Genomic DNA, 23,135 nt, shown 5'->3' with positions numbered 1-23,135 from the left:
ACGGTCGATGACAGGTTTCCGCCTGCGCTGGGGCGCGATGCTCGCCGGCGGGTGTGCCGCCGCGCTCGTCTCGCTGTCCGCGGCCTCTGCCACGCTGCAAATTTCCCCCGTCACTGTGGAGTTTTCGGCCAAGCAGAATGCCATCGGCATGACGTTGAGCAATCCGGGCGAGACGCCCGTCTACGGACAGGTTCGGATCTATGCCTGGACGCAGGAAGACGGGGAAGACAAGCTCACGCCAACCGATGCCATCGCCGCCAGTCCGCCGATTCTGCGCATCGACGGCGGCAGCTCGCAGATCATTCGGCTGGTGCGTGTGGCGAACGCGTCACCCCAAGCCGAACAGAATTTCCGGCTGCTCGTCGATGAACTACCCGAGCCCGGACAGCCGGTCCAGAGCGGCATCTCGATCCGCATGCGCTATTCGATCCCTGTATTCGTGGTTCCGGCGACATCCCCCCCGAAGCCCGACCTGCGCTTCACACTCAAGCGCATCGACGGCAAGTGGCAGTTGGAAGCAGATAACCGAGGCGGCACGCGCGCGCAGATCGGTGCGACCCGGCTTGTCGATGCCGCCGGCAAATCGCACCCCGTGACCGATGGTCTGCTCGGTTATGCACTTGCGGGGCAGCGGCGCGTGTTCAACGTCACGTGGCCGGTCGACAAAGCGCCGGCGCAGCCGCTCGCGATCGACGCCGCGATCAATACGGTTCCCACACGCTTCGTCGTCCAAATCGATGGCGGTCCGTGAGCGCGCGCGTCTTGACGCGAACGCCCTCACGACTGCCCCGGCCACGGTCTCGACCCTTGCCGCTGTGTCGCCAGTACAGGCTGCCACGTCACGCCTATTCGCGAGATGCGGCAATCGCGCGAGCCTCCTGCGTCGCAAGCGGCAGGCCGCCCTGTGGGTGGCAAGTCTGTTCGCGGGTGCACTGGCACCCTTGGCCCCGGCATCGGCAACTGACGGTACCCCCGGTGACTACTATCTCGACGTGTCGGTCAACGGCGCCGCCACCGGCGCCATCGCCCACTTCATCATGCGCGACGGGCGTCTGAGCGCGGCGGCCGACGACTTGCAGTCGCTCGGCATCGACGTTAGCCAGTTGAGCATCTCGGGCGACACACAGGTGCCGCTCGATACGATTGGCGGCGTTCAATATCGCTACGACGCGTCGCGGCAAAGCATCGATATCGCCGTGCCCGATGCCCTGCGCGTGCCGTTCCAGATCGGACGTGTCACGCCGCGCGCCGCGAATGCGATGACGTCGAAAGGCTTCGTGCTGAACTATGACGCGCTGGTCGAGCGCGACCGCATGACACGTGCGTCCAGTTGGACGGAGTTGCGGTTCTTTCATCCGGGCGGCGTATTCAGTCAGACGGGCGTGTTCGACACTTGGCCGCAAAGTCAGACCTACCTGCGCTATGACACGTACTGGCGTCACGACAATCCCATCGAGATGACGACCTTGCAACTCGGCGACACGATCTCCGGCTCGCTCGCCTGGTCGCGCTCGGTTCGTCTGGCGGGCGTGCAATGGCGCAAGAACTTCGCCTTGCGGCCCGACCTCGTCACGTTCCCGGTGCCGTCCCTTGGCGGATCGGCCGCAGTCCCGTCGTCCGTCGACGTTTATCTCGACGGCATCCGGCGCTTTGGCGGCAACGTGCCTGCGGGGCCCTTCGTGATTCGCGAAGCGCCGGGGCTGATCGGCAACCTTCAGGCGAGCGTCGTCACGCGCGACGCGCTCGGGCGCGAGAGCGTCGTCAACGTGCCGTTGTACATCGATACCCGCATGCTCTCGGCGGGCCTGTCGAGTTACTCATTCGAAGTGGGCGCCCCGCGTGCGGACTACGGCTTTCGCTCATGGGGCTATGAACATCGCGTTGCGGCGTCGGCCGCGTATCGCTACGGCGTGTCGGATCTCCTGACAACGGAATATCACGCGGAAGGGTCTTCCGGCCTCGCGAATGCGGGGGTGGGTGCCTTGGTTTCCCTCTCCGGCTACGGTGTGCTGAGCGGGTCGCTGTCGGGATCGACGGGGCGGCGCAACGGTGGCCAGTTCGGCATCGGCTACCAGTATCTGTCGCGCAATTTCTCGTTCGACTCATTGTTCCAGCGCACCGCCGGAGATTTCCGAGACCTCGCCACACTGGGCGGCTCCGCCGTGCCGACCGCGATGGATCGCGTCACGGTGTCGTCACCGTTCTGGGAGAACCGGACATTGTCGTTGAGCTACATCGGCATGCGCGGCCCCGATTTCCCGACGTCCCGGGTGATTTCGGCGAACGTCTCGTGGCCGGTGCGCTCGACGGGCTCGCTCAATGTCGGCGCGTATCGGGATATGGCCAACCGTCGCAGCTACGGCGTGTTTGCGATGTTCAGCTTCACCTTGGGCCCGAACACCGTGGGCTCCGTGTCGCTGGCTCGCCAGCAGGGCGCGACGCAGGCGCTTGCCGGCGCGACGCATACGCCTGACTACGGCGGCGGGTGGGGGTGGAACGTGCTCGGGGGTGTCAACGACAGTGTGCGCATCGGGCAGGCCCAGGCGCAGTATCTGGGCCGCTACGGGCAGGCGTCGGCGCTGGCACAGACCTACGACGGCCAGACGCGCGTCGGCGTCGGGCTGACCGGTGCTCTCGTTGCCATGGACGGTGGCGTCTACCCGGCGCGCCGCATCTTCGACAGCTTTGCGCTGGTCAAGACGGATGCGGATGCCGACGTTCCCGTCTTGCGCGAACAATTACCCGTCGGACGAACCAACAGTGGCGGCAGTCTCGTTATTCCCGATCTCAACGGCTATCAGACCAATCGCCTCAGCGTCGACACGACCGATTTGCCGGCCGACATGCGCATCATGCCCACGGCGCGCTCGGTGGTGCCTGAGACGGGCAGCGGCGTGCTGGTCTCGTTCCCGGTCCATCGCTACCGTGCTGCACTCATCACGTTGGTGCGCCCGGATGGCGCGCCGTTGCAATTGGGCGCGCGGGTCACGCACCGCGAGACCGGTGCGCAGATGATCGTCGGCTACGACGGCCAGACGTTCATCGACGGCTTGCTGCCTGAGAACACGCTCGTGGTGTCGCAGGATAACGGCGCATGCGACGTGACCTTCACTTACGACCCTGTCGCGCAAGGCGCCATGGCCCGTATCGGACCGCTGGTCTGCACCCCCGAGGCCATCGTTGCGCCCCCTACACTGCCGAGGCGAGCCCGATGAAGCGCTTTCTCCTGCTCACGATCCTGATCATGACGGCCCTGTTCGCATCGCCGTCGGCGCAAGCACAGAGCTGCTCGTTGGGCGCGCCGAGCGTCGCATTCACGCCGTTCAGTCCGATCACGGGTGCCGCCGTGTCGACGACCGGCACGGTGCTGGTCACGTGCACGTGGCCCACCGTGAATCTGGTGCCGAACGTAAAAATCTGCGTGAATTTTTCGGCGGCAACGCCGCGGTCGCTGTCGAACAGCAACGTACCCAACACTATCGCCTACGACTTGTATACCGACAGCGGCTACGCCACACCGTGGGGAAACACGCCATCCACCGCGTTATCGACCACTTACAGCAACTCGATCCTCGGCTATACGGGCAGCACCAGTATCAACATCTACGCCAGAATCGGGGCGAACCAGACCACCGTGCCGACGACGGGAAACAGCAACACCGTCTACTCGACCACCTATCCCGGCAGCGATGTCACGATGACCTATCAGTTCTACCTGCTGTTTGCACCGGCGTGTGGCGGCACGGGTTTTTCGAACGGCACCACCAACGCTTTCACCGTCAACGTCACGGTCGTGAACAACTGCACGATCAACGCGACGGGCCTCACATTCGGGCCATCCTCCACGTTGCGCAACACGCTGACCGCGCAAGGCTCACTCGGCGTCCAGTGCACCAATAACGACGCCTATCAGATTCTGTTGAGCAGCGGCGTAAGCGGGCAAGTCGGGGCGCGCACCATGAAGGGTCAGTCGCTGGGCGCGACCATTCCGTACCAGCTATATACGGACAACACGTATGCCGCGGCTTGGGGTGATGGCACGGGCGGTACGTCGACATATCTTGGCACCGGCACCGGGGCGTTGGTATCGATTCCCATCTACGGCCGAATTCTTCCGCAACCGTCGACACCCGCGCCGGATACCTACAAGGACACCATCACGGCAACCATTCAGTTCTGAACGCGCGTGCTGTCGCGCACAGATCAGCCCGCGTCAGGTCCGTTGATCGGCAGACTCAACACGGCGCGCAGTCCGCCGCCGGGACGGTTGGAGAGCATGAGCGTGCCGTCGTGGGCTTGCGCAATGGTGCGGGCGATGGCCAGCCCGAGGCCCACGCCGTCGACGCCTTCCGGCATTTCCTGCACGCCGGGTGCGAGCGTCGCGGCATCGGCGCTCGACGTGTCATGGCGCGCCGCACCGGTCCGGACAAACGGCTCAACCGCTGCGGCCAGCTCCGCCTCCGGAATGCCGGGCCCCCGGTCATCGACAACGATTTCCAGATGTGTGCCTTGCGGCGACAGATCGGCCGAGAGCCGGCACCCGCCGGCATGACGCACGGCGTTATCGACCAGATTCTGCAAGCAACGGCGCAGCGTGCGCGGATAGCCGCGCACCAGCCCCGCGACACCGGCTGTGCTTTGCTCGCGCACCCGCACGTCGCCACCCGTCTCGCGGGCGTCTTCGGCGACGGCGCGAAGCAGGGCGTCGATATCGACATCGCGCAACGCCTCGCCACTCGGCACGCCACGCACGTGATCGAGCGACGCGGCGATCATCGCTTCCATCTCCATCAGATCGTGACGAAAGCGTTCGCGTTGCTTCGGTTCGGCGAGCGTTTCCGCGCGCAGCCGTAATCGCGTGAGCGGCGAGCGCAGATCGTGCGACACCGATGCGAGAAACGCCGTACGAGCCTGCATGGCGTCGATCAGGCTGCGCTGCATGGCGTTGAACGTTTGCGCTGCGCGCTGCACTTCGGCGGGGCCAGTCTCGTCGAGCGGCGGACTGTGGATGTCCCGGCCAAGCCGGTCGGCGGCGGCCGACAAGCGGGCGAGCGGTCGCAGGGCGATCCGCACGGCCACCACGGCGATGAGTACCACCGCGAGAATGCGCATCAGATAGATACGCACGAAGTAATCGGCAAACGCGGCCCCCGGGCGCAGATCGAGACCCGCTTGTCCGGCCACGACGGCAACGGATAACCACTGGCCGTCGCGAAGTTTCACGTCGGCAGCGAGATGCGCGGTCGGGGCGTGCGCCCGCAGCAGGGTGGCGAGCGTGAGTGGTTCGCTCGCGTCGTCGTAGAGCACGACAGGGCGTGCAACGAACGGGTGATCGGGGCCGAGTTGCGCCCGCAGTACACCGTCGAACAAATCATCCGAGAAATGCTCCATGGCGTGCGCGGGCGTGGGCACATCGATCGGCCGCACGTCGATACCCGCTGCGCGCAGACGCTCCACCAGCGCGACACGCTCGGTCACCGGCACTACGTCGAACAGTTTGACCGCGTCGGCGATGCGCGCGCCACCGGTCCGCACTGGCACTTCGGCAACGCGGCCATAGCGGGCGTCGAACCAGACCGTGCCCGTCACCAACTGCGTCGCGAGCATGCCGACCACCAGAATCAGCGCGAGCCGGCCGGAGAGCGTGCGCGGCCAGCCGAGCCAGTGGAAATAGCGGCGTGCGCGGCCAAGCGTGGGCGTGTCGCGCAGGGCAGACGTCTTGTGTGGCAAGTCAGACACTGGCACTCACCACGTCTGCCGCGAGCATGTAGCCCTCGTTGCGCACCGTTCGAATCAGCGGCGAAGGCCGCGCGCGGGTATCGAGATGCGCGCGCAGGCGGCTGATGCAGACATCGATGGCGCGGTCGTTGGCCGCGCCGTGCCGCCCGAAGGCGCAATCGAGCAGAAAGTCGCGCGAGAGCGGCCGATGCGGATGCATTACGAGCGCTTGCAACGTGCGGTAATCCGAGCCACCCAGCGTAATCACGCGGCCCTCGGGCGAGATGAGCTGACGCGCGAGCGTATCGAGCCGCCAGCCGTCGAAATCGAAGAACGCGGCTTGCGCGCGCGGCGGTACAGGAGCGGCGGGTGCGCCAACGGGCGTCGTTTGGAGGCCTGCGCCACTCGCCGAGGCTTGCGGCAACGCCGGCGCATGACCCCCACCGCCCGCAGGCAAACGCGGCCCCCGTCGCAAGATGGCTTTTACGCGCGCGAGCAATTCACGCGGGTCGAAGGGTTTGGGCAGGTAGTCGTCGGCACCGACTTCGAGGCCGACGATGCGGTCGAGCAGGGTGCCGCGCGACGTGAGCATGATCACCGAGACATCGCCGCGCGCGTGTAACTGACGACACAGCGACAGGCCGTCCTCACCGGGCAGCATCAGATCCAGCACGACCACGTCGACGCTGGTCTGCGCCAACTGATCCCACATTTGTTGCCCGTCGGCGGCGGTGAGCACATCGAGGCCTGACTCGCGCAGGTAATCGGAGAGCAGATCGCGAATCTGCGGATCGTCGTCAACGACCAGCAAACGGGAGCGGGGGGCGGGGGCGGCAGGGCGCGAGGTCGCGCTGGGCGGAAGAGCGGAGGGCATCACGGCAACACGACAAAGAATGGCAGTCTACCGGCGCGCGCTGTCTTTGCGCTCACCGCCCACACACCGATACATCTCAATACAAACCAATACATAACGACATCCCGTCAACACGAAGCCAACACACCCCGGCGCTACATTTTAATGGAAATGAGAATTGTTATTAATTCAACGCCAGGTGTCACCGTTATGCCGAAGTTTTCCCTTGAGTTCATGCGTTCGTTGCGCGCTGCGACGATTGTGCTTGCCTCGACCCTTCTTACAACCCTTGCCACGGCGTTTGCTGCGATGGTCATTGCGTCCCCCGCGCAGGCTGGCGAGACCGTGACCGACATGGCGGGGCGTCAGGTCACACTGCCCGACCACGTCAACCGCATCTTGCTGGGCGAGGGGCGTTTGCTCTACGCCGTGGCATTGCTCGAAGGCAAGCAGCCGTTGGCGCGCATTGTCGGCTGGCAGGGGGAGTTGCAGTCGCTCGACCCGCAAACGTGGCAGCAGTACGAGAAGGTGTTCCCGCAGATCGACACGATTCCGAAGATCGGCCAGTCGTCCGAGGCAACCGTCAGTGCGGAAAAAGCGCTGGCCCTCAAACCCGATCTTGCGATCTTCAGCATCGGCGGTCATGGCCCCGGGCGTCACAACGCGCTGGTGAAAGAATTCGCCGCCGCCGGGGTGCCGGTCATCTTCGTGGACTTCCGTCAGCAGCCGCTCGAAGACACCGTCCCGAGCCTGCGCCTGATGGGCAAGGCGATGCAGCGCGAGGCGCAGGCCGAGGCGTACATCTCGCTCTACCAGTCGCATCTGAAGGCCGTGCGCGACGCGGTGGCGACGATTCCGGAGAACGCGCGCCCGAAGGTATTCGTGCAGATGCTCGCGGGGGTGTGGCCGGGCTGCTGCCATACGGTCGGACGCGGCAACATCGGCGAATTCGTCGATGCCGCCGGCGGCAAGAACATTGCGGGCGATCTCCTGCCGGGTGTGATCGGCGACCTCAACTTGGAACACGTACTGGCGGCCCAGCCTGATGTCTACATCGGCACGGGCACGCGCGGCAATGCGAGCCAGTTGCGCATTCACGTAGGCGCCGAGACGACGGCAGCCGACGCCCGGGCATCGCTCGATGCGTTCGTGAAGACACCGGGCATCGCGTCGATCAAGGCAGTGCGCGAAGGCCGCACGCACGGCCTCTGGCACAACTTCTACGATTCGCCGTACAACATCGTGGCCGTGGAGGCGATGCTCAACTGGTTCTACCCGGGACGCTTCCCGCAGATCGACGCCAACGCCACGTTCACCGAAATTCACCAGCGCTTTCTGGCGGTGCCGTATCACGGCACGTACTGGGTCGACGGAGACAAGCCGTGAGTCTGGCCGGAGAGATGTCCAACGTGGCGAATGAGATGAACGTGGCGCCCGTGCCCGCAACCTCGGCAAAGCTGGCCGCGGAAGACGCGCTGCAAGCCCGTATCGCAAGCGGCTATCGCCAGCTCAATCTGCGCCGCGCGCTGTGGCTGGTCGCGCTCGCAGGATTGATCGTGCTGGCGCTGGCGATGGACTTCACGCACGGGCCGTCGGCACTGGGCTGGCGCGATCTTTGGCGCACGCTTGTCGCACCTGCGACGGCGAGCCCCGATGCGCAGGTGATTGTCTGGCAAATCCGATTGCCCTACGCGTTGATGGCGGTACTCGTCGGCGGTTCGCTGGGGCTGGCGGGCGGCGAGATGCAGACCATTCTCGACAACCCGCTCGCGAGCCCATACACGCTGGGCGTGTCGGCGGCAGCCGCGTTCGGTGCGGCGCTGGCCATCGTGCTCAATCTGCATGTGCCCGGTGTGCCGGATAGCTGGGTCGTGCCGGTCAACGCGTTTCTGTTTGCGCTGGCGTCGGCGTTGATTCTCGACGGTGTCGCGCGCTGGCGCGGGCTGCCGACGTCCGGTGTGGTGCTCATGGGCATTGCGCTCGTGTTCGTGTTCCATGCGCTGGTGTCGCTGATGCAGTTTGTGGCGACAGAAGACGCGTTGCAGGGCCTCGTGTTCTGGACGCTGGGCAGCCTCACGCGCAGCGACTGGACGCAGGTGCGCGTGCTTGCCGCCGTGCTCGCGATCATGGCCGTGTTCGCGTGGCGTCAGTCATGGGCCATGACCGCGCTGCGATTGGGCGAGGAGCGTGCGGCGAGTTTCGGCATTCGTGTGGGACGTCTGCGTCTCATGACGCTCATGCGCGTGTCGCTGCTCTCGGCGTTGACGGTCTCGTTCGTTGGCACCATTGGTTTCGTCGGCCTTGTGGCACCGCATATCGCGCGGGGGTTATTTGGTGAAGACCATCGCTTCTACTTGCCGGGCTGCGTGATCGTCGGCGCACTCGTCATGTCGCTCGCGTCGATTGCATCGAAAACGCTGTTGCCGGGCGTGATCATCCCGGTCGGCATCGTCACGGCGCTCGTGGGTATCCCGTTCTTCCTCGTGATTGTCGTGCGTGCCAGCGGGAGGTCGTTATGAACGCGAGCGCGCAGTCTCTTGCGCTGTCGGCGCGCGATATCGACGTGTCGATCGGCCGCCGTCACATCCTGCACGGCGTGTCGCTCCCCGCGCTGGCGGCGGGTTCGGTCACGGCGTTGCTCGGTCCCAACGGTTCAGGCAAGTCGACGTTGCTGCGCACGCTGGCCGGGCTGGTCTCGGGGCACGGCGAAGTGACCTTCGGCAATGACGTATTACATCGATGCACCGGCCGCGCACCGGCACGTGACGTGGTCTATCTGCCACAGGCGTTGCCAGCTGGCGTGCACCTTCGCGTGCTGGAATCAGTACTCGCAGCTGGGCATGGTGCGCGTCATGCGTCGCGAGAATCCACGAGTGCGATGGCGCCTACGCCGGCCGTCGTCATGACATTGCTCACGCAACTCGGCGTGGAGGCGCTCGCAATGCGCTTTCTCGACGAACTTTCCGGCGGTCAGCGGCAATTGGTCGGGTTGGCGCAAGCGCTCATTCGCGCGCCGCGCATCTTGCTGCTGGACGAACCGCTCTCGGCGCTGGATCTGCATCACCAGTTTCAAGTCATGCGGCTGATCGCACGGGAGACGGCAGCGCGCCGCATGGTGACCGTCGTAGTCATGCATGACTTGTCGATTGCGATGCGTCACGCGCATGCCGCCGTGTTGCTGCGCGAGGGGCGCGTGGTCGCAGCCGGGGACGTCGGCGATGTCGTCACTGCCGAGGCCATCGCAAAAGTGTTCGACGTGCAAGCGCGCGTGGAGCGCTGCTCGCGCGGGTTGCCGCAACTGATCGTGGATGACGTCGTGACGCCGGTCTAGACGCGCATCCGTGACCCCGACGCGGCCCGCCGGTCTCTCGCACCGGCGTGTCCGGCTCACGCCTGCCCAGCCATAGCGCCACGCCGGCCGCGTCGATCTTTCCTGTCTGTCCAATGTTGACCCAGAGGGTCAGAAACCCGCTTGAGGCGCGATACCTGATTCGCGCCGCTCGCGGGCGGGGACGCTTTTTGCCTGTTCATCTCATAACGCACAACACCAGATGAAGTACCTGAACCCGTCGAATTCCCGTCTGAATACGCGACTAACACTAGCCGCGGCACTCGCCGTCGCGTCGCTCCATGCTGCCGCACAAACATCGCCAGCGTCGCCGACACCGCAGGCCGGTAGCAACGCCAGCACGTCGGCACCTGCTGCGCCTGCTGCCACTCTGCCGGCGGCCGTCGGCGGCGTCATGTTGCCCGCGACGTCGGTCACTGCGACCGTCGATGCCCCTTACAAGGCCGAATCCGTCTCGTCGTCGAAGTACACCGCACCGCTGCGCGATATTCCGCAGAGCATCACTGTCGTGCCGAAAGCCGTGCTCGACGAGCAGAACGCGCAGTCGCTGCAAGACATTCTCAAGAACGTGCCCGGCATCACCTTCATGTCGGGCGAGGGCAATCTGGGCTGGGGCGATCTGTTCTCGATTCGCGGTTTTTCGGGAGAGCAGAGCATCACCATCGATGGCGTGCGCGACGCAGGGCTATCGAGTCGCAACGACACCTTCGACATCGACCGGGTGGAAGTCTACAAAGGCACCGGCTCGGTGGAGTCGGGCGTGGCGGCGCTCGGCGGCTCGGTGAATCTCGTGACGAAAGAGGCCGAACTGGGTAGTTTCTACCGCTCGTCGTTCGGACTGGGCAGCGACAGCTACCGCCGCATGACGGCGGATCTGAACCAGCAGTTGGGTGACTCGACGGCGTTGCGCCTGAACCTGATGTCGCATCACAACGGCGTGGCCGGGCGCGATGAGGTGAACAACGACCGCTACGGCCTTGCCGCGTCGCTGGGTCTGGGGCTGGGCACGAGCACCCGCGTGTTCCTCGACGTATTCCATCAAAAGGATAACAACGTGCCCGACACCGGCTTGCCGATTCAGCGCGGCACGGGCGGGCAGGTCATGCCGGGGGTGAAAACCAGCAACTGGTACGGTGCCGCTGGTATCTACACCCAGCAAACGGAAAGCACGTCGCTGTCGGGGCGCGTGGAGCACGACTTCAACGACACCACGCGCGTGCGCAGCCAATTGCGCTGGCAGCAGACCGACAACTTCTCGGTGCTTTCGCCCGCCCGATTCTTCGCCGCGAATGCCGATGGCAGCAAGACCTGCACGGGCACGCGCTGCGCCACGCTCGGGTACAGCGGCGCAGGCCCGTTGTCGAACATCGGCGGGGTCAACGCCTATACCAACTACGGGCTGACGTCGCCGGGCTACGGCATCTTGCGCGGCAGCAACTTCGGCAATTCCACGCGGTATCAGATTCTCGACAATCAGACCGATCTGCGTTTCACCGCGTACACGGGGCCGTTAAAGCATGACGTCGTGACCGGCTTCGAGTTCTATCGCGAGACTTATGGCGGCTTGCCGCGCGCGGCGTACGTGCCGGCGGGCGACATGTTCTTCAATATGGCGAACCCGTCCAATGCATTCGCCGGCACGTGGTCGATGGAAGGCACGAACCAGTCCCGCTCGGTCGTGAACGACGCCGCCCTGTTTGCGAGCGACACCATCACGCTCTCGAAGCATTGGCAGGTCCTGACCTCGTTGCGCTATGACCGCTGGCGCGCCGAAACCACGGCAGCGAGCGGTGGCGCCACCACGTCGAGCACCGACGGCGCGTGGAGCGGGCGTGCCGGGTTGGTCTACAAGCCGGTGGAGCCGGGCAGCATTTATGTGTCGTACAGCCGCGCCACCCAGCCCACGGCCATTGGCGCGAGCACGAACAACCTGATCTACGGGACTGCCACGACCAACAACTACACCCCAGCCACGTCGCAGACCTATGAGCTGGGGACCAAGTGGGATCTGGCGGGCGGTGCGCTGGGTGTGACGGCGGCGCTCTTCCGCACGGAGTTGAGCAATTCATGGGAATACACGAGCGACGACACGTCGCCGGTGCGCGCATTGCCGGCTAAGCGTGTTGACGGGATCGAGCTCGGCATGCAGGGCAACATCACGGACAAGTGGTCGGTGTTTGCGGGCGTGACGCGCATGTGGAGCCGCATCACCAAGGGGGCGAACGAGGGCGCGGAAGCGGCCAACGTGCCGGACTGGAGCGGCTCGCTGTGGACGTCATACAAGGTCACGCCGGATCTGTCGCTGAGCTACGGCGTGCAGTATGTGGGCCGTCGCCGTTACACCGACAACGCTTACGTGGGCGGTCAGAACAACAACAGCAGCTACGCGCAGGGGCCGTCGGGCGTATATGCCATCTACGTGAAGGATGGCGAGAAGGCGCCGAGCTATTGGGTGCACAACCTGGCGGCGCGCTATCGCGTGAACCGTCACGTGCACGTGAATGTGAATCTCGACAACGTGTTCAACAAGTTCTACTTCTCGCGCATCGGGGCGTCGCTCGACGGCTTCCAGCTTTACGGCGTGCCCGGGGCAGGGCGCACGGTGACGGTGAGCGCGGATATTGCGTTTTGAGCGTGTTTTGACCACGTAGTGAGTGCGATGGCGCTTGCCTAGCGGCGGGGGCCATCGCGTGGGATAGCAGGAGAGCAGCAACATGATGATCGAGATTCCCGGCGTTTTCAGCCGTGACGAAGCGCGCCAGTTGTGCGAGCAATTGCAGGCGCAGTCGTGGGTGGACGGCAAGGCCACAGCCGGCATGCAGTCGGCGCAGGCAAAGGAAAACCGCCAACTGGCCGAAGACGACCCGTGGGCGCGGCGTATCGGCGAGGAGATACTGCGCCGCCTGAGTCAGGACGCGGTGTTCATGTCGGCGGCGTTGCCGCGCCGCATCTATCCGCCGCTGTTCAATCGGTACGAAGGCGGCGAGGCGTTCGGTTATCACGTCGACAATGCCGTGCGTGGCATCAAGGGCGTGCGCGAGCGGGTACGCACCGATCTGTCGGCGACGCTGTTTCTGGCGGAACCGGACAGCTACGATGGCGGCGAACTGGTGGTACGAGACAGCTTCGGCGAGCGCGCCGTCAAGCTCCCGGCCGGTCACATGGTGCTGTATCCGGGGACGAGCGTACACAAGGTCAATCCGGTGACACGAGGGGTGCGGCTCGCCTCGTTCTTCTGGATCGAGAGCCTGATTCGGGACGACGCGCAACGCAGCGTGCTGCTCGACATGGACATTGCGATCCAGCGGCTCACCCAGCAGGGCGCTGACGGCGATTCGCTCGTGCAACTGACGGGCAGTTATCACAACCTGCTGCGGATGTGGGCTGACGTCTGATCGGACGGCCTGTTGGGGCAGGCAATCCGGGGGTGTTATTTGCCCGTTCTGAGCTGCTGATGGCGACGGGGTCATACGGGCGAGGTCGACGCTCTCCGGTGTAAAGTAGCGGGATGGATTTCCGCTCCGTCCCGCCTTCTCGGCCCACCAAGCCATTTCGCAATGCCCCGGTGTACTGGCGCTCGTCGCTCGTGCCCGATGGCGATATGGTGACGGCCGAGTACAACGACCACACCTTCGCGCCGCACTGGCACGATGCGTACACGTTCGCGTGCATCGTGGCGGGCGCCGAACGCTATGACTATCTGGGCGGCGAGCACGTGGCCGATGCCGGCTCGGTGGCGATTATTCACCCGGGCGAAGTGCATACCGGCGCGCGGGAGACCGACTTCGGCTGGCGTTATCGCGTGTTCTATCTGCCGGTCGGTTTCGTGAAGGGGGTGCAGCAGCAACTGGCGAGTCCGGTTGCCGGGCTGGCCTCGCCTGACGAGGCGCTGCCGTGGTTCGGGGAGAACGTCGTGCGTGATGCGCAGGCCATGCAGCGCTTGCTGGCGGCGCATCGTCTGCTTGAGGCACAGGCCGATCCACTCGCCGCCGAACATGCGCTGGTCGACGCGGTGTCGATGATGCTCTCGCGCCATGCGCAGTTGCGGATTCCGACCCTGCCGGTTCATCGTGACGCCGTGCGTGTCGAGACGATGAAGGCTCGGCTGTCGGCTGACCTGACGGAACCGCTGACGTTGACTGCACTCGCCGAGGCGGTGGAGCTTTCACCGTTTCACGCGGCGCGTCTGTTTTCGCGGGAAACGGGGTTGGCGCCGCATGCCTGGCGCAATCAACTGCGCGTCGCGCGTGCGTTACCGGCGCTGCGTAACGGGGCTTCTGCAACGGAAGTCGCGCTCGCGCAGGGGTTTAACGATTTGTCTCACTTCACCCGATATTTCCGGCGCGCCTTCGGGGTGTCGCCCGGAAAATGGCGTGAAGGGGATGGGACGTAAGGTTGCGCGCTTTGGACTTTGGCGTGGGAGCGCGGGGGGCTCACGCCGCCGGTTGTCCTGCGGCGGCGTCATGAACCCACGCGAGAAAGTCGTGCAACGGCCGTGACTTATCGGCATCGCGCGGCACGAGCGTGACGTAGGTTGCGCCTCCGGCCTGAATCTCCGGAAACGGCATGACGAGCCGGCCGCTGGCCAGTTCCCGGTCGAGTGTCGGGGTGCAACCGATGCCGATACCCAGTCCGTCGATCACTGCCTGCAAGCTCACGTGGTAGTGATCGAAGCGATGAAAGCGCACCGGACGCACCTCCGGCACACCCGCCGCATTCAACCAATCCTCCCAAGCCCCGACCCGCGTCTGCGTGGCGACGAATGCGTGCTTCGCGAGATCCTTCAGCCGTCGAAGCGGCTGCGTCTGCAATAGCGACGGCGACGCGACGACACTTGCGCGCTCGGTGAACAACGGTGTTTTCTCGTAAGGCTGCCACTCAGCCCCCGGTGGTGGATCACGCCGGATGGCCACGTCGAAACCGCTCCGGAACGCAGGATCGGCACTGCTCGACGTCGTCACGACGATTTGCACGTCCGGGTGTGCGGCATGAAAGGCGGGCAGCCGCGCCATCAGCCAATGCATCGCGAGCGTCGTCTGCGCATTCACACGAACGGTACGGGTCTGCGGTGCTTTGCCGAAGCGCAGCGCGGCGTCGCCGATACGGTCGAACGCTGCGCTGATTTCAGCGGCGAAAGCACGGGCGTGATCGGTGGCGACGTTGCGCTGGCCTTGCCGCACAAACAACTGCTGGCCGAGCCAGTCTTCGAGCAGGGCAATCTGGCGGCTCACGGCACCGTGCGTGATGGACAGCTCCTGCGCGGCCGCACTCAGACTGGGTGCGCGGGCGGCGGTCTCGAAAACGCGCAGGGCATTCAACGGGGGCAATTGGCGGCGAGACATCGTGAGCTCACAGGAGGGTAGCCATCGGGCCGAACTGTGACTTTTTATCACGGAAATGCTGTCATTTTGTCGATGGTGTGATGAATCATCATGCTTTATCGTTACCGGATTGCGAACAACAAGACACGGATGGCAGCGGGCATGTTCGAAGGACTCGTGGCAGGACACGCGTGGGGCATGGTGATGGTGGCACTGGTCGGCACCTTGGCTGGGGCGGTGAGCGGGGTAGTGGGCACGGGCTCGTCGATGATGTTGCTGCCGGTGCTGGTGTACACGTACGGCCCGAAGCAGGCCGTGCCGATCATGGCCGTGGCGGCGATTATCGGCAATGTCTCGAAGGTGCTTGCATGGTGGTGGGAGATCGACTGGCGCGCTGTGCTGGCCTATTCCCTGCCGGGGGCCCCGGCGGCGGCACTGGGTGCGCGCACCCTGTGGAGTTTGCCGGCCACCGCTGTCGATATCGCGCTCGGCACGTTCTTCATTGCGATGGTGCCCGTGCGGCATTGGCTGCGTCGGCGGCAGTTCAGGCTGGGCGTCTGGCAATTGGCTGTGGTTGGCGCGGTCATTGGCTTTCTCACCGGCATCGTGCTTTCGACGGGGCCATTGAGTGTGCCGGCGTTTGCGGCGTACGGTTTGTCGGGGGGAGGGTTTCTAGGCTCGGAGGCCGCCAGTTCGATGTTGATCTACGTGGCGAAGGTGCTGATGTTCTCCGACCTTGGCGCGCTGCCGCCGCAGGCGTGGGCCAACGGCCTGATCGTCGGCATGGCGCTGATGGCTGGGACGCTGCTGGGCAAGCGGTTCGTGCTGGGTTTGTCGCCGCAGGTGTTTCAACGGTTGCTCGATACGATGCTGGTGGTGTCGGGGGCGGTGATGTTGAGTGCGGCGTGGCGGTGAGCGTTGTTTAGAAGAATAAACGCGGCGACCGGGATTCTGACTTACGGATGAATGGTTTCACCGCGATTCAGCATCCCGATGAACTCGTCGATCTTGCGTGCGCGTGTTGCGGGTTTTTTGACGTTCTGTATCCGGAACAGAATGGCGTAGCGGTTTTGGCCGCTCAGCGTCGCAAAGAACGCGCTGGCCTTGGGGTTGGCATCCAATGCGGCTTGCAAGTCGTCCGGCACGACGGAGTTTCTGGCCGACGTGTAGGCAGCCTCCCAGCGGCCATCCGCTTTTGCTTTCTCGATTTCGCGCATGCCCGCAGGGAGCATTCTGCCTGCGGCGATCAGCGCTTCGGCTCGCGCTGTGTTGATCTTCGACCAGATGCTTTTTGTGGTGCGTCGAGTGAAGCGTTGCAGCCAATACTCATCACTTTCCGTCTGCTTTTGACCGTCGATCCAACCATGACAAAGGGCGCTTTCGAGCGCATGTTCGTAAGTCACGGTAGGGCGGCCGGCGCCCTTTTTGGCGAAGCGCAGCCATATCCCGGCAGAGGTGTCGCCGTTCTGCGTCAGCCAATGTTCCCATTCGTTCTGGTCAAGGAATGTCAGACGAGGCTCTGTCATGGTGTGGTTTGCTTCTATGGAAGCAGACTGTTGGGGCTTTATCGGTCGTTGAAGGCCTATAGATTACCGATTCGCGTGGCAACTTGCCCAACGTTCGACGGGTGAGTAAATTGAGCGAGTGACTATGGGAGGGAATATGTCTGAGTTCGACACCAAGCTTCACGGTTCTTGGCAGTTGGTTTCATTTGAAACTGAACTACAGGATTCAAGAGAACGCGCTCAACCGTGGGGCGCCGATCCGAATGGGTACTTAATGTTCGGTGCCGATGGGCGAATGATGGTGCTGATCACGGCAAAGTCGCGGGAGCCGGGCACTTCCAATGAAAAACTGGCCGGGCTCTTCCTTACGGCGATGGCTTATACCGGGCGGTATCGGGTGGAAGCGGACCGGTTCATCACGAAGATTGACGCATCTTGGAATGAGGCGTGGAACGGCACCGAGCAGGAGCGCTTGTACAAGCTCACTGGCGATACGCTCGAAGTTTGGACGGCGTGGATGCCGAACCCGATGGTGGAGGGCAATCCCATTGGAAGGGGGATCCTCCGGTTTCGGCGCGAGTAGGATTTTTGGACTAAGGCATTGATCAATACCAATGGAAAACGTGAAAGACGCTCATCCCGTACTGACAATCGGAGTGCTTGGCGATAGTCCGATTCAACCGGCGTTCGAAGCCCTTGTCGCGGATGCTTGTGAATCGATTCCATCAGCACTGGATGACCTGCTGGATGGTTTATATCTCTACGGTAGCGTCGCACGTGGCTGCGCAGTACCGGGGCAGTCGGATCTGGACCTGACCCTCGTGCTTACCGGGAATAAAAACGGTAACGGCGTAGCGGAGTCGGGGTGTCTCTTCCGAGGGCAGTCGCACATACTTGTGCGCTAGGCTACAGACAGTATGATTGCCCTATCGAGTCCGCTGTGCGCGCCAAGTTTGGTAGCCAGGCATCTCCGAATTGTTGCCCCGGCGCCTCCGCAGATGACACCTTTCCTGTTCGGAGTATTCGCGATGAGCACAGACGCATCCACTCTTGAGCCAATCACAATTGGTGGCCTGACAATACGCTATCTCATAGACGGATCCGCCACGAGGGGTATGGGCGTCTTCGAGTTGACTATCGCCCCGGGAGCAAACGTTCCGCCGCCACATAGTCACACCCACAATGAAGAATGCGTATACGCCCTGGAGGGGCTCATCCGCTATTCCGTTGACGGTGTAGTCAGGGATCTGGCACCGGGTGAGTGGATGCATACACCCAAGGGCTCCGTCCATGCGTTCAGCAACCCTCATCAAGCCACTGCCAAGGCACTCATCGTCCTTACCCCTGACCTGGGTGCGCAATACTTTCTGGATGTACAGGGAGTTGTGAATGCCGGCGGGCCGCCAGACCGCCAGAAGTTGTTGGCAGTCATGTCCCGCCACGGGCTCGTTCCTAGCCCTCCGATTCCAGCAGCCGCCCAACAATCGATTGAAGGGGATGCGCCCGCTTCGCAAGGACGCCCATGACGCAAGCGTTGAATGGCAGTTTTCGGCTTCGCCGAAAGGAAGCTTTGGGTCGGAATCGCCCGCCGGACAACGTACGCCTTTACCCATCAAACCTTCCGCGTCCGCGCGTCATGACCAAACTTCTCCCGATAGGCGGCCGGACTCGTATGGGCGATACGTCGGAAGTGTCTGCGCATCGATTCTTCCGACCCAAAGCCTGCTAGCTCGGCGATGCGCAGCATCGGCATGGACGGTTGCGCTTCGAGTAACTCTCGCGCCACTGCCACGCGCTCGTGCGTCAGCCATTCGTAGGGTGCCATGCCGGTAGCGTCCTGAAAATGCCGTTGCAAGGTGCGTGGACTCATCGCCGCACGTTCGGCAAGCGAGCGCAGGGTGTGCGGTAAGGCCGGATGTTGGCGTGCCCAGTCGATCAACTTCGCCAGACGACCGCTTTCGTCGCGCGGCATTGGTCGCGGTACAAACTGTGCCTGACCGCCCTCGCGGTGCGGGGGCACCACCAGCCGCTGGGCAACACGATTGGCGACTGCGCTTCCGTAATCCCGTCGCACCAGATGGAGGAGCATGTCGAGTCCCGCCGCCGATCCTGCCGACGTAATGATCTGACCTTCGTCGACATACAGCGCATCCGACTGCACGCGCAACTTCGGGTAGCGCTGCTGTAGTTTCTCGGCGTAGCGCCAGTGGGTCGTCACCGTCTTGCCGTCGAGCACGTCGGCCGCCGCCAATACAAATACCCCCGAACAGATCGAGCAAAGACGTGCGCCGCGCCGATGGGCTGCGCGAATCTTCTTCAGCAGCGCCTCAGGCGGCACTTCGTCCGGGTCACGCCAACCGGGCACCACGATCGTGTTAGCACTGTCGAGTCGCTTGAGCGCGTAGGGCGCGGTGACGGTGATGCCGCCGGCCGCACGCAGCGGTCCGGGCTCGATAGCGCAAACGCTGAAGCGGTACCAGTCGACGCCGAGTTCGGGGCGCTCCAGTGCGAACAATTCGGTGACGCAGCCAAATTCGAAAGTACAGAGCCGGTCATAAGCCAACGCAACGACGAGACGATTTTCCATGGCGTAATGTTACCGGATATTGTCATTTGCGACACTTATCGGCTTGATAGTGCGACGGCAAAATGAGGGTTCCCAAATCGCGCTACCCGGGCATCACGGGTACCGCATCCTCCTTCGACAAAACCTATGTCCACCCTCAGCGAAAATAACGCCGTTACTGCCATCCCCGCCGCCGAGAGCACCGCGGCACTTGCCCACTTTCGCGCGTCACTGCAATTTGAAACCGATTGCTCCGATGTTGCCAGTGCACTGGCCAGCGGATCACCCGGTTTCGTGTTGCTCGACGTTCGAAGTCCGGCGCTGTTTGCTCGCGGCCACATTCCTGGCGCCGTGAACTTAATGCACGGCAAGATCATCGAGTCGAAGCTCGCCGATTATTCGCACGACACACTCTTCGTCACCTACTGCGCGGGACCGCACTGCAATGGCGCAACACGAGGCGCCATTCGGCTGGCGCAATTGGGACGGCCAGTGAAGGTGATGATCGGCGGTGTTACCGGATGGCTCGACGAAGGTTTCGACCTTGCCGTGAGCGAGCTTGAGTGATCGATCCGAGTAGGCGTTGATGAGGGGATTGCGCTCAAAGATCGGCAAAGAGCGGCCAGTTGTGAATTGACGCAGAATACGGGCTGAAGCAGCAGCACCGCGTTTTACACAACCACAAACCACTGAGGCGACAAATGGTTGATTGGTCTGTTATTGCGACAGTCTTTTCTGTCTATGCGGCTAGCGCCGTCATCCCCGGGCCGAACTTCGTCGCAATCACGCACAAGGCGGTAACCGGCAAACGCTCCGATGCACTCGCGCTTGTCGCTGGAATCGTGACGGTGAATCTGTTCTGGGCGACATGCGCCATTCTTGGTATCGGCGTGGTGTTCGCGATGTTCCCATGGCTTGCTGTCGGCGTCAGGCTTGTTGGCGCGGCCTATCTGATCTGGTTCGGGCTGCGGCTCGTTGGGTCTGCGCGGGCAACTCCCTCGGAAGCACGTCACCCACCGAAGATGCCTCGGTTTCGCGGCGCGTTCCTGCAAGGTGTCGCGACAAATATCGCGAACCCGAAGTCCATCGCTTTTTATGCGGCGGTGTTTTCCTCAGCGGTGCCCGCCCACGTTTCCACGCAGACGTTCTTCGCGATGCTGGTGACGGTCGGTGTTTCAGCGACGTGCTGGTACGGCGCCGTTGCGCTCGTGCTATCGCATGCGACGATTGCGACGGCGTATCGCCGCGCGAAGGCATGGATCGACCTCACATGTGGAGGACTCATGATCGCGCTGGGAATCCGGCAGGCATTTCGGTAACAAAGCGTCCGGTTAGTGTCAAGCTAGTGGCCCTTAAACGTTTGATAGAAGAAAATGAAATGGACACCCCTGCCTCTAGGTGAGCGAAACTCACCAAAGTGGCTCAAGACGAGCCTGACGTTGCTCTGTCGATTCCTCTTCGGATTTTTACTGATAAGCTTACTCGCGCTTGTTGTTGCGCGTGTATTTGATATCCCGATTCAGTTCAATGGGATTCGTGTTGCTTCGCTATTTCTCATTGCTGGTGGCCTGCTCTTGATCACAGATACATGGCGAACTTGGTTCTTTCGCCTGCCTGGAAAGACTCGATTTTCTCAGTCGGTACTATATGGCTACCCGGGATGGCGAGCTATCATCCAATCTCAGTTTGTTGGGGCATTCCTCCTAACGGGATTCGGGATGCTACTATTTTTTGCTTCATGGCACGCCAACTAGCGGTTAATAAATGAATGGTCTTATCGATCAAAACGTAGCAATGCGAGCAGATACGTCTAGTGTTTCATCTGTCGAAAAAATGCTCGGTTAATCGCGACTGACGAACCGAAAGCATTCGATTCATACGGTAAAGATGCGATGATTAACGTCACCCAATTAGGTGATACATCGCCCCGAAACTCGCGACTAGAATTGCGACAGGCAATCCACCTTTGGAGCCCTTGTCACATGAATGCATATCTATTGCGGGTGTTCGTCGTGTTGGTTTTATCTGCCGGACTCGGCTTGTCTGGCCAAGCTTGGGCCGGTGCCAGTTACGGCGTCGATGACGCGGGCATTATTCCGCAGATGGATCAAGGCTGCACCAGCCCCAACTGCGAAAGAAATACCATCCTTCCGATAACCAACAGTACGGGTGAAGCTGCGGTATGTATTCAGCCCGGTATGGAAAGCGCCAGCTATAAATACACGGGCTCGAACCAGTTCATTCTCGTCTACGGGTATCACAACGCCTGCGGGTTCGTTTCTTTCGTCTGGGTGAAGCATCAGGGGCAATGGCATAACGCTGGTCTTGCCCAGCCGCGTCAGAACGTGGCCGTAGGGATCACCTTCGATACGCCGCAAGGCGACCCGCCCAACGTCATCATGTTTTGCCGTACCGCAGGCGCGCCACGCGATGATCTGCATTGTCAGTGAGAGCGCGTGATCGACAGATTGCGGTTCGACCGTATCGTACAAATTCATTTGAAAGCCGCTCCCGTGAGCGGCTTTTTTTTCGGCTATACCGACGTACGCACGATTTGCACGAATGCCGGACGATCGAGATACCTCATCTGCCATCCCGCCGCGCAGCCACCAGATTCACGACCAACGCCACCGTCATCGCCGCACTCCCCACGACGAACAGCACCGCATAGTTGCCCCGCGTCGCGGCAAACAAAAACGACATCCCGTAAGCGGCCCCGGCCTGCAACGTCGCGAAGCTCGTCGTCGCCGTACTCCACGCGCCCTTTTGCGCAGAAGGGTGGTGTACCAGCAGCTCATTCACGCGGCCCAGCACAAGTGGCACGATGCCCGGCGTGAACGCGCCCATCACCAGACTCGACACAATCAACCCCGGCAACCCAAGCCCCAACACCGGCAGCAACACCGCAACAATCTGCGAAACGTAAGCGACCCGCAGCGCTCGTCCAAACCCGATCCTGTCCGCCAGATGCCCCGCAAAGATCGGCCCAAGGATCGCACCCAGCCCGTACAGCACCCAGAAGTGCGCCCCGGCATCCAGCCCTTTGCCAAGACCCCGTGCCACGTAATCCACAAGAAAGATCATGTGCGGCACCAGCACTACGGCATTCAGCGCGTATTCCAGATACAACGCGCGCAGTGTCAGTGAACTAGCCGGCCGACGATGTGCATGCGCAGTGGGAGCCACCGCGACGGCGGGCGTTCCCGACGGCCATCCGCGCCATCCCACAACAGAAAGCGCGAGCGAGACGACGCCTAACCCAATCCACGTTTGCGACAGACCTTGTCGCAGCAATAGCGGCACCAACGTGCCCGACGCCGCAATCCCCAGCCCAATGCCTGCAAAGATTGCGCCGCTCACGATGCCGCGCCGCGACGGCGGTACATGACCCAGCACCGTCGGTGCCGCCAGCACCATCAGCACGCCGCCGGAGAAACCCGATGCGAAGCGCCATGAGAAGAACCACAGAAACGACAGCGGCCACGCACACGCGAGAAACGCGACAGCGGTGAGCAGCATCATCGCGCGCAGGATCGTGACGGTCGGTGCGTAGCGCGCAAGCGCCCGTGCACCGAGCGCCCCCGCGAGATAGCCGCCGAGATTGGCCGCGCCAAGATAAGCGGCCGTCGACGCAGCAAACCAGTGCGCGCCAATAATCGCAGGAAGCAGGGCGGTGTATGCGAAGCGGGCGAAGCCGATGCCGATCAGACTTGCGCTGGCGGCAGACAACGTGGCACGCCACGCATTGAAGGGGGCGGCTGACGTGCCGCCAAGCGTTGCGTTTTGCATGTGGACTCCGGGGCGCGCGTGGCTCATGTCCCAT

22 protein-coding genes are annotated in these 23,135 nt (G+C 62.9%); 16 read left to right on the top strand and 6 right to left on the bottom strand.

Annotation, left to right across the window (positions count from 1 at the left end):
* Positions 1-7: 7 nt before the first annotated feature.
* The 3 genes from CDV44_RS09405 to CDV44_RS09395 are packed head-to-tail and all read left to right on the top strand — an operon-like array spanning position 8 to position 4,180.
* Positions 8-751, top strand: a complete 744-nt coding sequence (locus CDV44_RS09405; RefSeq protein WP_249277473.1) for a molecular chaperone — start codon at positions 8-10, stop codon at positions 749-751.
* Positions 738-3,215: a fimbria/pilus outer membrane usher protein gene (locus tag CDV44_RS09400; protein ID WP_170935919.1), complete on the top strand. Its 2,478-nt coding sequence runs from the start codon at positions 738-740 to the stop codon at positions 3,213-3,215. The genes CDV44_RS09405 and CDV44_RS09400 overlap by 14 nt, the downstream gene beginning before the upstream one ends.
* Positions 3,212-4,180: a spore coat U domain-containing protein gene (locus CDV44_RS09395; RefSeq protein WP_170935918.1), complete on the top strand. Its 969-nt coding sequence runs from the start codon at positions 3,212-3,214 to the stop codon at positions 4,178-4,180. Before CDV44_RS09400 ends, CDV44_RS09395 begins: the two co-directional genes overlap by 4 nt.
* A 23-nt stretch (positions 4,181-4,203) precedes the next feature.
* Here the strand turns inward: CDV44_RS09395 and CDV44_RS09390 are convergent, their stop codons facing one another.
* Positions 4,204-5,739: an ATP-binding protein gene (locus CDV44_RS09390; protein WP_087687779.1), complete on the bottom strand. Its 1,536-nt coding sequence runs from the start codon at positions 5,737-5,739 to the stop codon at positions 4,204-4,206.
* A complete protein-coding gene (locus tag CDV44_RS09385) occupies positions 5,732-6,592 on the bottom strand; it encodes a response regulator (RefSeq protein ID WP_087687778.1) in 861 nt (286 codons plus the stop codon). The genes CDV44_RS09390 and CDV44_RS09385 overlap by 8 nt, the downstream gene beginning before the upstream one ends.
* A gap of 189 nt (positions 6,593-6,781) precedes the next feature.
* On the opposite strand from CDV44_RS09385, the gene CDV44_RS09380 reads away from it, so the two are divergent.
* From CDV44_RS09380 to CDV44_RS09355, 6 genes are all read left to right on the top strand, one after another.
* Positions 6,782-7,957 (top strand): ABC transporter substrate-binding protein, encoded by a 1,176-nt coding sequence (locus CDV44_RS09380; protein WP_212677091.1) that lies wholly within the window; start codon positions 6,782-6,784, stop codon positions 7,955-7,957.
* A gap of 35 nt (positions 7,958-7,992) precedes the next feature.
* Positions 7,993-9,090 (top strand): iron ABC transporter permease, encoded by a 1,098-nt coding sequence (locus tag CDV44_RS09375; protein WP_246185696.1) that lies wholly within the window; start codon positions 7,993-7,995, stop codon positions 9,088-9,090.
* Positions 9,087-9,902: an ABC transporter ATP-binding protein gene (locus tag CDV44_RS09370; RefSeq protein ID WP_087687776.1), complete on the top strand. Its 816-nt coding sequence runs from the start codon at positions 9,087-9,089 to the stop codon at positions 9,900-9,902. The genes CDV44_RS09375 and CDV44_RS09370 overlap by 4 nt, the downstream gene beginning before the upstream one ends.
* Before the next feature lie 220 nt (positions 9,903-10,122).
* On the top strand, positions 10,123-12,552 hold the full coding sequence (locus tag CDV44_RS09365) for a TonB-dependent siderophore receptor (RefSeq protein ID WP_087687775.1): 2,430 nt from the start codon (positions 10,123-10,125) through the stop codon (positions 12,550-12,552).
* Between the two features lie 82 nt (positions 12,553-12,634).
* The gene (locus CDV44_RS09360; protein WP_087687774.1) at positions 12,635-13,315 is read left to right on the top strand and encodes a Fe2+-dependent dioxygenase; all 681 of its coding nucleotides are present in this window, start codon (positions 12,635-12,637) and stop codon (positions 13,313-13,315) included.
* A 113-nt stretch (positions 13,316-13,428) separates the two neighbouring features.
* A complete protein-coding gene (locus tag CDV44_RS09355) occupies positions 13,429-14,313 on the top strand; it encodes an AraC family transcriptional regulator (protein WP_087687773.1) in 885 nt (294 codons plus the stop codon).
* A 40-nt stretch (positions 14,314-14,353) separates the two neighbouring features.
* Here CDV44_RS09355 and CDV44_RS09350 read toward each other — a convergent pair whose 3' ends face one another.
* Positions 14,354-15,262: a LysR substrate-binding domain-containing protein gene (locus CDV44_RS09350; protein WP_087687772.1), complete on the bottom strand. Its 909-nt coding sequence runs from the start codon at positions 15,260-15,262 to the stop codon at positions 14,354-14,356.
* 177 nt (positions 15,263-15,439) lie between these two features.
* Here CDV44_RS09350 and CDV44_RS09345 point away from each other — a divergent pair, with 177 nt between their 5' ends.
* Positions 15,440-16,156 (top strand): sulfite exporter TauE/SafE family protein, encoded by a 717-nt coding sequence (locus CDV44_RS09345; RefSeq protein WP_087687991.1) that lies wholly within the window; start codon positions 15,440-15,442, stop codon positions 16,154-16,156.
* A gap of 41 nt (positions 16,157-16,197) precedes the next feature.
* Here CDV44_RS09345 and CDV44_RS09340 read toward each other — a convergent pair whose 3' ends face one another.
* Complete coding sequence (locus tag CDV44_RS09340) at positions 16,198-16,767, bottom strand: YdeI family protein (protein ID WP_087687771.1); 570 nt, start codon at positions 16,765-16,767, stop codon at positions 16,198-16,200.
* A gap of 136 nt (positions 16,768-16,903) precedes the next feature.
* Between CDV44_RS09340 and CDV44_RS09335 the strand changes: the two genes are divergently transcribed.
* From CDV44_RS09335 to CDV44_RS09330, 3 genes are read left to right on the top strand one after another with little or no spacing between them, the layout of a single operon-like run.
* A complete protein-coding gene (locus tag CDV44_RS09335; RefSeq protein WP_087687990.1) occupies positions 16,904-17,329 on the top strand; it encodes a lipocalin-like domain-containing protein in 426 nt (141 codons plus the stop codon).
* A gap of 31 nt (positions 17,330-17,360) precedes the next feature.
* Positions 17,361-17,651 (top strand): nucleotidyltransferase domain-containing protein, encoded by a 291-nt coding sequence (locus CDV44_RS28720; RefSeq protein WP_371328745.1) that lies wholly within the window; start codon positions 17,361-17,363, stop codon positions 17,649-17,651.
* A 12-nt stretch (positions 17,652-17,663) separates the two neighbouring features.
* Positions 17,664-18,272, top strand: coding sequence for a cupin domain-containing protein (locus CDV44_RS09330; protein ID WP_371328744.1), 609 nt, complete (start codon positions 17,664-17,666; stop codon positions 18,270-18,272).
* Positions 18,273-18,358: 86 nt separating this feature from the next.
* Here CDV44_RS09330 and ftrA read toward each other — a convergent pair whose 3' ends face one another.
* Complete coding sequence (gene ftrA / locus CDV44_RS09325) at positions 18,359-19,333, bottom strand: transcriptional regulator FtrA (RefSeq protein WP_087687769.1); 975 nt, start codon at positions 19,331-19,333, stop codon at positions 18,359-18,361.
* A gap of 126 nt (positions 19,334-19,459) precedes the next feature.
* Between ftrA and CDV44_RS09320 the strand changes: the two genes are divergently transcribed.
* From CDV44_RS09320 to CDV44_RS09310, 3 genes are all read left to right on the top strand, one after another.
* Complete coding sequence (locus CDV44_RS09320; protein ID WP_087687768.1) at positions 19,460-19,879, top strand: rhodanese-like domain-containing protein; 420 nt, start codon at positions 19,460-19,462, stop codon at positions 19,877-19,879.
* A gap of 134 nt (positions 19,880-20,013) precedes the next feature.
* Positions 20,014-20,631: a LysE family translocator gene (locus CDV44_RS09315; protein ID WP_087687767.1), complete on the top strand. Its 618-nt coding sequence runs from the start codon at positions 20,014-20,016 to the stop codon at positions 20,629-20,631.
* Between the two features lie 663 nt (positions 20,632-21,294).
* Positions 21,295-21,762, top strand: coding sequence for a hypothetical protein (locus CDV44_RS09310; protein WP_087687766.1), 468 nt, complete (start codon positions 21,295-21,297; stop codon positions 21,760-21,762).
* Positions 21,763-21,895: 133 nt separating this feature from the next.
* On the opposite strand, the gene CDV44_RS09305 is transcribed toward CDV44_RS09310, so the two are convergent.
* Entirely contained in the window at positions 21,896-23,101 is a 1,206-nt protein-coding gene (locus CDV44_RS09305) for a YbfB/YjiJ family MFS transporter (protein WP_087687765.1), read from the bottom strand.
* Positions 23,102-23,135 lie beyond the last annotated feature (34 nt).

Origin of the sequence: Pandoraea sp. PE-S2R-1 (assembly GCF_002179865.1) — a bacterium.
GTDB lineage: Bacteria > Pseudomonadota > Gammaproteobacteria > Burkholderiales > Burkholderiaceae > Pandoraea.
Note: the sequence above shows the minus strand (reverse complement) of the source record. Positions and strands in the feature narration are given on the sequence as shown.

What these genes read in the sequence shown, in the direction of transcription:
- CDV44_RS09330 (WP_371328744.1), top strand. Translation starts at nt 17,664, where the DNA reads ATGATTGCCCTATCGAGTCCGCTGTGCGCGCCAAGTTTGGTAGCCAGG.
- ftrA (WP_087687769.1), bottom strand. Translation starts at nt 19,333, where the DNA reads ATGGAAAATCGTCTCGTCGTTGCGTTGGCTTATGACCGGCTCTGTACT.
- CDV44_RS09345 (WP_087687991.1), top strand. Translation starts at nt 15,440, where the DNA reads ATGGTGATGGTGGCACTGGTCGGCACCTTGGCTGGGGCGGTGAGCGGG.
- CDV44_RS09360 (WP_087687774.1), top strand. Translation starts at nt 12,635, where the DNA reads ATGATGATCGAGATTCCCGGCGTTTTCAGCCGTGACGAAGCGCGCCAG.
- CDV44_RS09375 (WP_246185696.1), top strand. Translation starts at nt 7,993, where the DNA reads ATGAACGTGGCGCCCGTGCCCGCAACCTCGGCAAAGCTGGCCGCGGAA.
- CDV44_RS09310 (WP_087687766.1), top strand. Translation starts at nt 21,295, where the DNA reads ATGAATGCATATCTATTGCGGGTGTTCGTCGTGTTGGTTTTATCTGCC.
- CDV44_RS09385 (WP_087687778.1), bottom strand. Translation starts at nt 6,592, where the DNA reads ATGCCCTCCGCTCTTCCGCCCAGCGCGACCTCGCGCCCTGCCGCCCCC.
- CDV44_RS09355 (WP_087687773.1), top strand. Translation starts at nt 13,429, where the DNA reads ATGGATTTCCGCTCCGTCCCGCCTTCTCGGCCCACCAAGCCATTTCGC.
- CDV44_RS09400 (WP_170935919.1), top strand. Translation starts at nt 738, where the DNA reads ATGGCGGTCCGTGAGCGCGCGCGTCTTGACGCGAACGCCCTCACGACT.
- CDV44_RS09350 (WP_087687772.1), bottom strand. Translation starts at nt 15,262, where the DNA reads ATGTCTCGCCGCCAATTGCCCCCGTTGAATGCCCTGCGCGTTTTCGAG.
- CDV44_RS09365 (WP_087687775.1), top strand. Translation starts at nt 10,123, where the DNA reads ATGAAGTACCTGAACCCGTCGAATTCCCGTCTGAATACGCGACTAACA.
- CDV44_RS09405 (WP_249277473.1), top strand. Translation starts at nt 8, where the DNA reads ATGACAGGTTTCCGCCTGCGCTGGGGCGCGATGCTCGCCGGCGGGTGT.
- CDV44_RS09315 (WP_087687767.1), top strand. Translation starts at nt 20,014, where the DNA reads ATGGTTGATTGGTCTGTTATTGCGACAGTCTTTTCTGTCTATGCGGCT.
- CDV44_RS09395 (WP_170935918.1), top strand. Translation starts at nt 3,212, where the DNA reads ATGAAGCGCTTTCTCCTGCTCACGATCCTGATCATGACGGCCCTGTTC.
- CDV44_RS09335 (WP_087687990.1), top strand. Translation starts at nt 16,904, where the DNA reads ATGTCTGAGTTCGACACCAAGCTTCACGGTTCTTGGCAGTTGGTTTCA.
- CDV44_RS09370 (WP_087687776.1), top strand. Translation starts at nt 9,087, where the DNA reads ATGAACGCGAGCGCGCAGTCTCTTGCGCTGTCGGCGCGCGATATCGAC.
- CDV44_RS09380 (WP_212677091.1), top strand. Translation starts at nt 6,782, where the DNA reads ATGCCGAAGTTTTCCCTTGAGTTCATGCGTTCGTTGCGCGCTGCGACG.
- CDV44_RS28720 (WP_371328745.1), top strand. Translation starts at nt 17,361, where the DNA reads ATGGAAAACGTGAAAGACGCTCATCCCGTACTGACAATCGGAGTGCTT.
- CDV44_RS09305 (WP_087687765.1), bottom strand. Translation starts at nt 23,101, where the DNA reads ATGCAAAACGCAACGCTTGGCGGCACGTCAGCCGCCCCCTTCAATGCG.
- CDV44_RS09340 (WP_087687771.1), bottom strand. Translation starts at nt 16,767, where the DNA reads ATGACAGAGCCTCGTCTGACATTCCTTGACCAGAACGAATGGGAACAT.
- CDV44_RS09320 (WP_087687768.1), top strand. Translation starts at nt 19,460, where the DNA reads ATGTCCACCCTCAGCGAAAATAACGCCGTTACTGCCATCCCCGCCGCC.